At 73.4% G+C, this 10,890-nt stretch carries 11 protein-coding genes; 7 read left to right on the top strand and 4 right to left on the bottom strand.

Annotation, left to right across the window (positions count from 1 at the left end; translation table 11 throughout):
* On the top strand, positions 1-3,859 hold a 3,859-nt coding region (locus ACBR40_RS45530), incomplete at its 5' end, for a S8 family serine peptidase (RefSeq protein ID WP_371252756.1).
* Positions 3,860-3,921: 62 nt separating this feature from the next.
* Here the strand turns inward: ACBR40_RS45530 and ACBR40_RS45525 are convergent.
* A complete protein-coding gene (locus ACBR40_RS45525; protein ID WP_371252755.1) occupies positions 3,922-4,629 on the bottom strand; it encodes an SDR family NAD(P)-dependent oxidoreductase in 708 nt (235 codons plus the stop codon).
* A 54-nt stretch (positions 4,630-4,683) separates the two neighbouring features.
* Here ACBR40_RS45525 and ACBR40_RS45520 point away from each other — a divergent pair, with 54 nt between their 5' ends.
* Genes ACBR40_RS45520 through ACBR40_RS45510 form a run of 3 tightly spaced genes read left to right on the top strand, consistent with a single transcriptional unit; the run spans position 4,684 to position 6,315 of the window.
* Complete coding sequence (locus ACBR40_RS45520) at positions 4,684-5,046, top strand: YbaB/EbfC family nucleoid-associated protein (RefSeq protein WP_371252754.1); 363 nt, start codon at positions 4,684-4,686, stop codon at positions 5,044-5,046.
* Positions 5,043-5,948, top strand: coding sequence for a hypothetical protein (locus ACBR40_RS45515; protein WP_344205619.1), 906 nt, complete (start codon positions 5,043-5,045; stop codon positions 5,946-5,948). The genes ACBR40_RS45520 and ACBR40_RS45515 overlap by 4 nt, the downstream gene beginning before the upstream one ends.
* A gap of 7 nt (positions 5,949-5,955) precedes the next feature.
* The gene (locus ACBR40_RS45510; RefSeq protein WP_371252753.1) at positions 5,956-6,315 is read left to right on the top strand and encodes a hypothetical protein; all 360 of its coding nucleotides are present in this window, start codon (positions 5,956-5,958) and stop codon (positions 6,313-6,315) included.
* Here ACBR40_RS45510 and ACBR40_RS45505 read toward each other — a convergent pair.
* Complete coding sequence (locus ACBR40_RS45505) at positions 6,312-6,761, bottom strand: Lrp/AsnC family transcriptional regulator (RefSeq protein WP_344205623.1); 450 nt, start codon at positions 6,759-6,761, stop codon at positions 6,312-6,314. The genes ACBR40_RS45510 and ACBR40_RS45505 overlap by 4 nt on opposite strands.
* A 93-nt stretch (positions 6,762-6,854) precedes the next feature.
* Here ACBR40_RS45505 and ACBR40_RS45500 point away from each other — a divergent pair, with 93 nt between their 5' ends.
* Positions 6,855-7,703 carry an LLM class flavin-dependent oxidoreductase gene (locus ACBR40_RS45500; RefSeq protein WP_371252752.1) on the top strand — a complete coding sequence of 283 codons (849 nt, stop codon included), beginning with the start codon at positions 6,855-6,857 and terminating at the stop codon, positions 7,701-7,703.
* Entirely contained in the window at positions 7,700-8,128 is a 429-nt protein-coding gene (locus ACBR40_RS45495) for a nucleoside deaminase (RefSeq protein WP_344205627.1), read from the top strand. The genes ACBR40_RS45500 and ACBR40_RS45495 overlap by 4 nt, the downstream gene beginning before the upstream one ends.
* A gap of 4 nt (positions 8,129-8,132) precedes the next feature.
* Here ACBR40_RS45495 and ACBR40_RS45490 read toward each other — a convergent pair whose 3' ends face one another.
* Positions 8,133-9,173 carry a C45 family autoproteolytic acyltransferase/hydolase gene (locus ACBR40_RS45490; RefSeq protein WP_371252751.1) on the bottom strand — a complete coding sequence of 347 codons (1,041 nt, stop codon included), beginning with the start codon at positions 9,171-9,173 and terminating at the stop codon, positions 8,133-8,135.
* Between the two features lie 9 nt (positions 9,174-9,182).
* Complete coding sequence (gene kdgD, locus ACBR40_RS45485) at positions 9,183-10,115, bottom strand: 5-dehydro-4-deoxyglucarate dehydratase (protein ID WP_344205631.1); 933 nt, start codon at positions 10,113-10,115, stop codon at positions 9,183-9,185.
* Between the two features lie 251 nt (positions 10,116-10,366).
* Between kdgD and ACBR40_RS45480 the strand changes: the two genes are divergently transcribed.
* A complete protein-coding gene (locus ACBR40_RS45480; protein WP_371252750.1) occupies positions 10,367-10,729 on the top strand; it encodes a hypothetical protein in 363 nt (120 codons plus the stop codon).
* Positions 10,730-10,890: the final 161 nt, after the last annotated feature.

The raw sequence follows: 10,890 nt of genomic DNA, 5'->3' as shown, positions 1-10,890 counted from the left end.
GGGCGAGCGGAACGAGGCGCAGACCGTCCCCCTGACCGGCGTGCGCGCCCGCCGCCTGGTCGTCACGCTGATCACCGGTGACAAGGTCCAGCTCACCCAGACCGTCCCCGGCAAGTACCGCGTCGAGCCCGCCCCCGGCACCCGCCAGGGGATCAACCTGTTCACCCAGTTCACCCCGGACGGCGTCCACGTGCTGCCGGACGACGCCGTCGCCGCCATCCAGGCGGGGCTGCTGGACAAGCGGCTGTTCGACGTCAAGTACCTCGCCGAGAACGGCTACGCCGACGACGCGACCAAGCATCTGCCGGTCATCGTCCAGTACCCCGGCGGGCGGCCCGAGGCCGAGGTCGAGCGCTCCGCCGCGGCCATCCCCGCCGGCGAGCCCACCCGTACGCTGGAGAGCATCCACGCCGCCGCCCTCGACGTCACCAAGGGCGAGGCGGGCACGTTCTGGGAGGCCGTGCGCGCCCAGCAGAGCACCGCGAAGAGCCTGCGCGGCGGCATCGCCAAGATCTGGCTGGACGCCAAGGTCAAGGCCGACCTCGAGCAGAGCGTCCCGCAGATCGGCGCGCCCCGGGCATGGGAACGCGGCCACGACGGCACCGGCGTGACCATCGCCGTCCTGGACACCGGCGCGGACCTCGCCCACCCCGACCTGGCCGGCAAGATCGCCGACAGCAGGTCGTTCGTCCCCGACCAGGAGGTGCAGGACGGCCAGGGGCACGGCACCCACGTCGCCTCGACCATCGCCGGCACCGGCGCGGCCTCCGGCGGCAGGAACAAGGGCGTCGCGCCCGGCGCGAAGCTGGTCGTCGGCAAGGTGCTCGACAACGGCGGCTCCGGCCAGGAGTCGTGGATCATCGAGGGCATGGAGTGGGCCGCCCGCAGCGGCGCCAAGGCGGTCAGCATGAGCCTCGGCGGCCCGCCCACCGACGGCACCGACCCGCTCAGCCAGGCCGTGAACGACCTGACCGCCGAGACCGGCACCCTGTTCGTGATCGCCGCGGGCAACGTCGGCGCCAATGAGAGCGTGAGCACCCCCGGCGCGGCCGACGCGGCGCTGACCGTGGCCGCCGTGGACAAGAGCGACCAGCTCGCCGGCTTCTCCAGCCGCGGGCCGAGGGTCGGCGACGGCGCGCTCAAGCCGGACATCGCCGCGCCGGGCGTGGACATCGTGGCCGCCCGGGCCGCGGGCACCTCCATGGGCAATCCGGTGGACGACCGCTACACCGCCGCCTCCGGCACCTCGATGGCCACGCCGCACGTGGCCGGCGCCGTGGCGATCATGGCCCAGCAGCACCCCGGGTGGACCGCCCAGCAGCTCAAGTCCGCCCTGATGTCCACCGCGAAGGACGACGGCTTCACCGTCTACGAGCAGGGCGCGGGCCGCGTGGACCTGGAGCGGGCCACCCGCCAGCAGGTCTTCGCGACCGGCGGCGGCGTCGACTTCGGCCTGCTGGAGGGGGACGGTGAGCCGCGTACCGGCGAGGTCACCTACACCAACCTCGGCAAGGAGCCCGTCACGCTCGCGCTGAAGGCGGCCATGAGCGGCGGCGCGAAGGTGAGCCTCGCCGAGTCCACGCTGACCGTCCCGGCGGGCGGCACCGCCGGCACCAAGGTCACCCTGGACCCGTCCGGGCTCGGCCTCGGCACCTACAGCGGCGCCGTGACCGCCGAGGCGGGCGGCGACGTACGGCTCACCACGCCGCTCGGCGCGGTGCGCGACGTCCCCAAGGTGAACCTCACCATCCGCACCCTCGACCGGGACGGCAAGCCGCGCACCCCGACCGCCATGAGCGTCGTCGACGTCGACGGCACCAAGGGCGAGCTCGGCCCGCACAGCATCCACGACACCGGCCTGGTCGTCACCCGGGTGCCGGTCGGCACCGTCAGCGTGGTCCAGGTGCTGGACTGGGTGGACGGCGACGACCGCGCGAACCGGGCCTGGCTGTTCGAGCCGGAGGTCACCGTCACCGGCGACACCGAGATCACCCTCGACGCCCGTAAGGCCACCGAGATCTCGTTCGACGCGCCGAAGACCGCGCAGCCGCTCAACAACAGCTACGACCTGTTCTTCCAGCGGACCCTGCCGAGCGGCGCGGTCTACGGCGGCGCCCTGCCGGTCAACCGTCCGGTCGGCGCGTGGGAGAAGGCCTGGGCGCTGCCCACCAAGCGGGTCACCAAGGGCGGCTTCCGCCTCACCGGCCAGTGGGAGCTCGGCGTGCCCGAGGTCAGCATGACGATGCGCACGCCGAAGCCGGTCGCCCTGCACCCGGTCTCCCGGGTCCACATCGTCGACCGGGCCGAGCTCCACCCCGGCTGGGTGCCGTTCCCGAGCAAGAGCCTGCGGGTCGTGGACGGAGGCAAGGGCCGGCCCGAGGACCTCGCGGGCAAGAACGTGCGCGGCGCGCTCGTCCTGATCGACGCCGAGCTGGCCGAGGGCGTGTTCGGCCCCGAGTGCGGCCTGCAGGTCGAGCGCACGTCGGCGGTCAGGGACGCGGGCGCGGCCGGCGTCCTGGCCTTCAACGAGGAGCGCGGCAGGTGCCCGATCCCGCTGGGCATCGCCCAGAAGCCGAACACCGGGCCGGCGAAGCCGGTCGGCATCCCCGTCGCCTACGTCTCGAACGCCGAGGGCGCCAAGATCCGTGAGTCGGTCCGGCGCGGCCAGGTCACGATCGACGTGGTGAGCACGCCGAACACGCCGTACTCGTACGTGTTCAAGCCGTACGCCGACGGCCGCGTCCCCGACTCGATGCGTTACAAGGTCACCGAACGCCAGATGCACCGCGTCGACCTCGACGTGCACGCCGGGCCGTACCGGAACTACATGAACTGGCGCAGCGCGTGGCGGCCCGACGACGTCTCCTACACCTCGACCGCCTCGAACGAGCTGCACTGGTCCTACCCGGCGCCCGACCGCAGGCCGCAGTGGATCTGGCCGCTCGATCCCAAGGTCGTGAACCAGGGGGGCGTCTCCGCGCTCATCACCCCCGACCCGGTCCAGGACGTCGAGGAGACCCGCTTTCGCACCCAGGTCTTCGACAAGGCCGGGAGCACGGTCCAGCAGTGGTTCGCCCTGCCGAGCGTGCCGGGCGCCGCGACCTCGGGCGAGAGCCTGTACCGGCTCGGCGACCGGGACGCCCCGCCCATGACGGCACTCATCGGGATGCCGTGCGCGATCTGCGTGCACGACGGCAACCTGTGGGTGACGCCGTCCATGGTCAACGGGGTCGGGGAGGGGCGTGACGACGGCGTCGTCTTCGGCGACATCCAGCCGCGTTACGACCTGCACCTCTACCGCGACGGCAAGGAGATCCCGAACACGCCCGTCGATCCGTTCATGAAACTGCCGCGCTACCCGCTGCCCGAGGGCAAGGGCGCCTACCGGCTGACGGCGAAGAACGACCTGCAGGACATCGAGTGGACGTTCACCGCCCCGCCCGGCAAGGACCAGACGCAGCCGGGGCTCAACTGCTACGCCTGGTGGATCGACGGGGCGGTGGAGCAGTGCCGCACCGTGCCGGCGGTCTACGTCAGCTACGACCTCGGCGGCACCCTGTCGGAGCGGAACACGGTGGCGGCCGGCCGGCGGCACACGTTCGAGCTGGAGGCCTACCACGGGCCGTCGGGCGGCAGGACGCCCGCCATCGCGGGCGTACGCCTGTGGACCAGCACCGACGACGGCGCCACGTGGCGGCCCGCCGATCTCAGGAAGGGACGGGACGGCCGTTACACCGCCTCGGCCACGTACCCGGCGTACCGGGCGACGAAGGGCGCGGTCAGCCTGAAGGTGGAGGCGTGGGACGCGGCCGGCAACCGCGTCAAGCAGACCGCGCTGCGCGCCTTCAACCTGCGCTGAGGTCACCCCTGTAAGAGCTCCCGCCGGCCGCCTGGCCGGCGGGAGCTCGGCCGTTCCGGGGCTCAGGAGAGCACGTCGCGGCCGGTGAACGGGGCCAGGGCGAAGCGGGCGACGACCTTGCGCCTGGTCAGCCAGCGCACGTGCGCGCCGTTGCGGGCCCGCGCGACCGCCTGCTCGGCCAGCCACGGCGTCACCGTCTCCACCCGGTCGGCGAGCAGCAGGAACGCCCGGCTCGGCGCCGGCCCGGCGTCGCGCATGAGCAGGTCGGTGACCACCATGCCGGGGCTCAGCAGCCCGGCGGAGACCCCAGGGGGGACCTCCGCGGCCAGCGCCCTGGTGAGGTAGGTCAGCGCCCGCTTGCTCGCGCCGTAGACGGCCAGCCCCGGCACGACCCGGCCGTCGCTGCCGAGGCCCTCCATGTTCCACACGTGGCCGTGCCCCTGGGCGGCCATGCCCTGCACGGCCACCGCGCAGCCGTTGACGACGCCGTTGAGGTTGACGTCGAGCACGTGCCCGGCCTCGTCGGCGGGCAGCTCCCAGAGCGGGAGCCGGGAATGGGTGACGCCGGCGTTGTTGATCCACATGTCGACCCGGCCGTGCCGGTCCACGGCGGTGTCCCAGACCCGGCGCACCTGGTCGCGGTCGGTCACGTCGGCGATCACGTCGCCGCCGGTGGTGCCGCAGGTGACGACCTGGTGGCCGCGGGCGGCGAACTGCTCGGCGAGGCCGCGGCCGATGCCGCGGGTGGCGCCGGTCACGACGATCACCATGCGGCCACGCTACCCGCCCAAAAGATGCAATTCCTACCAGTTATAGTGAAGATCATGGAGGCGGACGACACCGAGCTCGGCAGGCTGCTGGCGGACCACCGGCGGGACCTCGCGGCGCTGGAGGCGCTGCGCGACCGGCTCGCCGAGGTCAGGGGACGGGGCGAGGCCGCGGACGGCCGGGTCGTCGCCGAGACGACGCAGGACGGCGCGCTCACCGGGCTCGCCATCGACCCGCGTGCCATGCGCCTCGGCTCCGACCGGCTCGCCGAGGCGATCCTGCGGGCGTCCGCGCGGGCGGCCCAGGCGGCGGGGGAGCGGGCCGCCGACCTGGTGACGCCGTTCCTCGCCGGCACGCCACTGGAGCACGCGCGGCCCGAGAGCGCGCCGCCCGCCCGCGAGCGGAGGCGGGCCCGATGATCAGCCCCGGCCGCGCGGGCGTCTACGGCGCCGGCACCCTCGGCATCGCCGCCTTCGTCTTCCAGATGCTGGCGGTCGACTACCCCGAAGGCGATCCGGACAAGGCCCGCCAGGCCGCCGCCGTCTGGGCGCGGCTGGCCGAGCGCGTCGAGCGCAGCCCCGGCCACACGTACGGCGCCGCGGCCTCGGTGTGGCGCAGGAACGAGGGCGGCGGCGTGCCCGAGTTCCGCGAGGCCGTCACCCCCGGCCTCTACCCGCCCGACCCCGGCGACGGCTACGCCGCCAGGCTCGCCCGCCGCTGCAGGGACAACAGCGAGGCCTGCGCCGAGTACGCCGACGCGATCGAGACGGCCAGGCACGCGTACTGGACGCTGGCGTGGGCCAACTTCGCCAGCTTCGTCTTCATCAGCACCTTCCCGTGGCAGGCGGGGGCGGCGTACCAGATGACCCAGTTCCTCATGCGCCGCGCCCAGGCGGGCATGCTGGCGCGGCTGCTGGAGCACTCCGTCGCGCGGATCGTGGCGGCCAAGCTGACCGAGTACACGATCGGCAGCGCCTTCTTCGCCGTCGGCGACGTGGCCGTGGTCGCGGGCGTGAAGGCGGCGCGCGGCGAGGACCCCGGCTCGTTGGGGGACAACGCCAGGCAGGCGCTGAAGGAGTTCGCCGCGTCGGTCGCCTTCTACGGCGTGTTCGACGCCGCCGCGCCGGTGGCCAGGAAGGTGAGCTCCAACGCGGACGTGCAGTATTTCCTGAGCCGCCTCGCCGGCGGTTCCCTCGGCTACGGCCCCTCCTACGACGCCATGAACGGGCAGTCGGGGGAGGAGCTGGTGCCGACCTGGAAGGAGACCCTGGGCCGCATGCTGCTGTACTTCACGATGGCCCACAAACCGGCGGGAGGCTGAGCGCGACGTGGAGATCCACAAGAAGCACCTCCGCTCCGCCGCCGACGCCTACGACCTGGAACGGGAGGCGCTGGGGGAGTTCGTCCGCGAGGCGGCAGGCGAGCTGAACGCCATCGGGGCCTTCTGGGGCGGCGACAAGCTCGGCACGACCTTCGCCAAGGGAGAGGGCGGCGCCGGCGGCTACGAGGCGGTCACCGGCCAGGTCATGGCGGGCGTGGAGACATGGCTCGACGCGCACCAGGAGATCGCCGAGCGGCTGCGGCTCATGGCGGACGTCGTCCAGGTGGCCGACTGGGCGACCATCGCGGAGATCCTGGCCGAGCTGCCCCCGGCCGACCCGGGACGGCCCGTCTGGGGGACCGGCTAGGAAGCGGGCCGCGGGCCCCGGTAGGGCAGGGGCTGGCTGTAGACGACGCTCGTGGTCGTGCTGCCCAATTCGGCGAGCTCGCCCACCAGCCGCTCCAGGTGCCGCATGGAGGACGCCGCGACCTTCAGCGTGTAGCAGTCGTCGCCGGTGGTGCGCAGGCACTCCAGGATCTCCGTACGCTCGGCGAGCAGCCGGTGCAGCGGCTCGTGCCGGTTGCCCGGGTACTTCAGCCGCACCACGGCCAGCACCGCGAACCCGGCCTTCTCCAGGTCCACCTCGGCGCGGTAGCCGGTGATGACGCCCAGCGACTCCAGCCGGCGCACCCGTTCGGTGGTCGCGGAGGAGCTGAGGCGTACCCGCCGGCCCAGCTCGGTGAACGGCATCCGCCCGTCCCGCTGCAGCTCGGCCAGGATCGCCCAGTCGGTCGCGTCGATGTTCTCGGCCATCCTGCCAATCTACCGGGATAATCCCGGCCAACAGCCGTTCATACCGGGAGAAATCCCTTACTCCCGGCCAGGCCGCCTGGATAGCCTGAACCGGTGCGACTAGGCGTGAACGTCCCCAATTTCGGCCCCGGCACCGACCCGGGCGTCCTGCGCGCGTGGGCGCAGACCGTGGAGGGCCTCGGCTTCGACCTGCTGATGGTCTCCGACCACGTCGTGGTGACGCCGGACGTCGCCACGCAATATCCCGCGCCGTTCTACGAGCCGTTCACCACCCTTTCCTGGCTGGCCGGCGTCACCGGCCGGATCAGGCTCGGGACGACCGTGCTCATCGCGCCCTACCGGCACCCGCTGCTGACCGCCCGCATGGCGGCCAACCTCAACCGGCTGAGCGGCGGCCGGCTGGTGCTCGGCGTGGCCTCCGGATGGGCGCGGCAGGAGTTCGCCGCGCTCGGGGTGCCGTTCGAGCGGCGCGGCGAGCTGACCGACGAGGTGCTGCGGGCCCTGCGGGCCGCCCGCGAGGACACCGAGGACCTGCGCGCGGGCCCGCTGCCGCTGTGGATCGGCGGCAACAGCGACGTCGGCATCCGCCGGGCCGTCCGGCTCGGCGACGCCTGGCACCCGCTGCGCAACACCCTGCCGTGGCTGCGCGAGGCGGTGGAGCGGATGCGGACGATCGCCGGCGACCGGCCGGTGCCCGCCTTCGCCCCGCGCATCCACCTGCGGATCACCGCCGAGCCCGTCACCTCGCCCGACCGGCGGGCCGGCGAGGGCACGATCGAGCAGGTCACCGCGGACCTCGCCGAGCTCGAACGGCTCGGCGCCGACACCGTCGTCCTCGACCCGTTCGACGGCGACCCGGCCGAGACCCTTCACCCGGCGGCCAAATGGCGGATGCTCGCCGACGTCGCCGCCCACACGGACCTACGGAAGGAGCAATCATGACACCGGACGAGGAATCGCTGCTGCGCCGGGCGATCGAGCTGGCGGCCGAGGCCCGCGCGGCGGGCGACCCGCCGTTCGGCTCGCTGCTGGCCGACGCCCAGGGAAAGGTGCTCGCCGAGGAGCGCAACACCACCGTCACCGGCCGCGACATCAGCGCGCACCCCGAGCTGAAGCTGGCCGTCTGGGCGGCCCGCGAGCTCGACCCCGCGACCGCCGCCGCCACCACGATGTACACGAGCTGCCAGCCGTGCGGCATGTGCACGGGGGCGATCCAGCGCAGCGGCCTCGGGCGCGTCGTCTACGCCCTGTCGGAGGGGCAGCTCGGCGAGCTCAAGCCGGGCGGCGCCGCTTGGCCGCACGTGCCGCAGGAGGGCCCGGCGCTCCACGACGAGGCCCGCGTCCCGGTCGAGGGCTACTACCGCTGAGCGCTCAGCCCGCCCAGCCCGGTTCGAGCCATGGCGCCCGGCCGGGCAGGCCCGGCCTGATCCGCGCCCGCGGCGCCCCGCCCAGCTCGTAGACGACCGAGCCGAACGTGCGCGTGGGCCATTCGGGCACCCCGGGAACGCAGATCGGCACGGTGTCGTCGGCGAGCACCGTCTCGGCCTCACCCGGAGTGCCGTCCGGGCGCAGGGCGGCGTCGAGGAAGCGCAGCCGGTTCTCCGAGTCGCGTACGCGGCCCGTCTCCCGCAGCCGGTCCAGCGCGCCGGCGTCGAGGTCGTCACTGGCCAGCGGATGGTTGGTGTGGATGAGACGGCCCTCGCGCAGCGGCACGGGCACCGCGCCGGCCGCCGAGCACTCCAGGCTCTCGATGCCCGAGGCGTCGCCCACCGCGTAGTGCTGGCCGCTGGCGTGGTCGACGCCGCCCAGGAAGGCCACCGCGGCGGCCCGGTCGCGGCGGGCCAGCACGCCGCGGATCACCGCGGCCACCGGCAGCCCGTACGGGTCGCCGCTCAGCATGCCCAGCGTGTTGACGCAGACCGCGACGCCCGCCGCGTTGACGCCGGTGAGCGCGAGCAGCCCGGCCGAGGTCAGCACGACCTGCTCGGGCCCGTCCTGCGGGCGCAGCCGCAGCACGAGCTGGGAGCCGTCCATGAACGTCGGCAGGTCCATGTTCTGCGCCAGGTAGGGGCCGCCGGCCGGCTGCCCGCCGACGACGCTGCAGCCGTGCTCGCGCAGGTGCCGGCGGCGCATCCACCAGCCCTCGTCCATCCAGTTGTACGCGGCGACGTCCTCGAACGGCACGCCCGCGCCCTCGGCGATCCCCCGCAGCTCGTCGGCGAGCTCCGGCATGAGCCGCCGGACGGTGCCGAGCAGCGGCGACCCGGTGAGCAGCCCGGCCACGCCCGACGGGGCGGTGACCTCCCGCCACGCCTCCAGGGCCCGCCGCACGACGGGCCGCGCCTGCTCGCCGTGCGCCCGCCCCATCTCCAGAGGGCTGCCCGCGCACTCGATCACCGTCATCCCGGCCATCTTGTGATGCTAGGCGATCCTTGGGGAGATCTTGCCGATGAGCTGGGTCAGCTCGGCGAGCTCGGCGTCGGTCAGGTTCTGCAGCGGCGGCCGGACCGGGCCCGCGGGGCGGCCCACGGCGGCGAGGCCCGCCTTGACGATCGAGACGGCGTACCCCTTCGTCCGGTCCCGGATGTCCAGGTAGGGCACGATGAACTCCCGGATGCGCCGGTAGACCGCCGCGTGGTCCTGCGCCCGGACGTCGGCGTAGAAGGCGAGCGCGAACTCCGGCAGGAAGTTGAAGATCGCCGACGAGTACGTGCTCACGCCGAGCTGCAGCAGCGGCAGCGCGAAGGTCTCGGCCGTGGGCAGGCCGCCGATGTAGGCCAGCCGCTCGCCGACGGCGGCGTAGACGCGGGTGAGGTTCTCGATGTCGCCGACGCCGTCCTTGAGCCCGACGAACGTCGGGTTGCGCGCGGCCAGCCGCTCGACGGCGCGGTCGGTGAGCACCGCGTTGGCCCGGCTGTAGACGATCACGCCGAGGCCGGTGGCGGCGCAGACCGCCGACACGTGCTCGACCAGCCCGTCCTGACCGGCCTCCGTGAGGTAGGGCGGCATCAGCAGCACCCCGTCCGCGCCCGCCGCCTCGGCGGCGCGCGCCTGGGCGACGGCGGTGGCGGTGCCGCCGGTGGCCGGCGCGATGACCGGCACCCGGCCGCCGACCTCGCCGACCGCCGCCCGGACGACCCGGTCGATCTCCTCGCCGGTCAGCGAGAAGCCCTCGCCGGTGCCGCCCGCCGCGAACAGTCCGGCCACCGGGTGCTCGCTCAGCCAGGACAGGTGGTCGCGGTAGCCCGCCTCGTCGAAGCGCAGGTCAGGGGTGAAGTGCGTGACGGGGAACGACAACAGACCGCTCCTGAGCCGGGCGGCGAGCTCCTGCGGGGAGTAACGGGACATGCTCATGCCGCCAGGTTAGGGACGAGCGACGATTCCCGTCCAAGTGCATTTCTGCATCCGGTGATACCCGTACGGCATCACCTCTGCTCAGCCCGGAGAGGCGGCAGATGGCCGGTCAATGTCCTGTCGAAGACACGCCCCACGCGGCAGCATCGGCAGAGGAGCGCTCCGCACCATCTCGCATCCGTACGACGGCCTGGACCATGGAGGTTCACGTGACAACGAGATCTAGGCGACGCGGCACGATGCGGCGGAGCATGATCAGTGCGGCGCTCGGCGTCCTGCTCGCCGGAACCGTCGCGGCCATCGGCGCGCCGCCCGCGGCGGCCGGCGGCAACGGCTGGATGTGGATCGGCTCGAACACCGATCCGGCCGGTACGCGCCGCGTCAGCGTCCAGCAGAACACCGGGGTCAGCGGGACCTACCACATCGACATCTGGTACTGGGCGACCGGCGCACGGTACGGCGGCACGGGCGACTACTCCTACAGTGGCGGCACCAGGGAGTTCCTGAAGGGCCGGGTGTCGGAGGTCGCGGGCAAGCGGCTGTGCGCGCAGCTCTGGTACCACAAGCCCGGCGGCGGCTACGAGTCCCACGGCCTGCCCTGCCAGGACTACTAGCGGGCGACGCGGGACCCGCGACCGAGCGAAACCGGCAGGACTCCTTCCGTACGCGAAGGAGTCCTGCGCGCCGGCCGGACCAGGGCGTGCTTGATCACAGTTTGAAGCCGCGCGGGCGCGTCGACCTGGCGGTATCACGGAGGGTCGAGTTTCCGGTGAGA

Origin of the sequence: Nonomuraea sp. AD125B (genome assembly GCF_041402765.1) — a bacterium.
Lineage (GTDB): Bacteria > Actinomycetota > Actinomycetes > Streptosporangiales > Streptosporangiaceae > Nonomuraea > Nonomuraea bangladeshensis.
Note: the sequence above shows the minus strand (reverse complement) of the source record. Positions and strands in the feature narration are given on the sequence as shown.

What these genes read in the sequence shown, in the direction of transcription:
- ACBR40_RS45515 (WP_344205619.1), top strand. Translation starts at nt 5,043, where the DNA reads ATGATCAGCCCCGGCCGCGCGGGCGTCTACGGCGCCGGCACCCTCGGC.
- ACBR40_RS45495 (WP_344205627.1), top strand. Translation starts at nt 7,700, where the DNA reads ATGACACCGGACGAGGAATCGCTGCTGCGCCGGGCGATCGAGCTGGCG.
- ACBR40_RS45505 (WP_344205623.1), bottom strand. Translation starts at nt 6,761, where the DNA reads ATGGCCGAGAACATCGACGCGACCGACTGGGCGATCCTGGCCGAGCTG.
- ACBR40_RS45525 (WP_371252755.1), bottom strand. Translation starts at nt 4,629, where the DNA reads ATGGTGATCGTCGTGACCGGCGCCACCCGCGGCATCGGCCGCGGCCTC.
- ACBR40_RS45520 (WP_371252754.1), top strand. Translation starts at nt 4,684, where the DNA reads ATGGAGGCGGACGACACCGAGCTCGGCAGGCTGCTGGCGGACCACCGG.
- ACBR40_RS45480 (WP_371252750.1), top strand. Translation starts at nt 10,367, where the DNA reads ATGATCAGTGCGGCGCTCGGCGTCCTGCTCGCCGGAACCGTCGCGGCC.
- kdgD (WP_344205631.1), bottom strand. Translation starts at nt 10,115, where the DNA reads ATGAGCATGTCCCGTTACTCCCCGCAGGAGCTCGCCGCCCGGCTCAGG.
- ACBR40_RS45490 (WP_371252751.1), bottom strand. Translation starts at nt 9,173, where the DNA reads ATGGCCGGGATGACGGTGATCGAGTGCGCGGGCAGCCCTCTGGAGATG.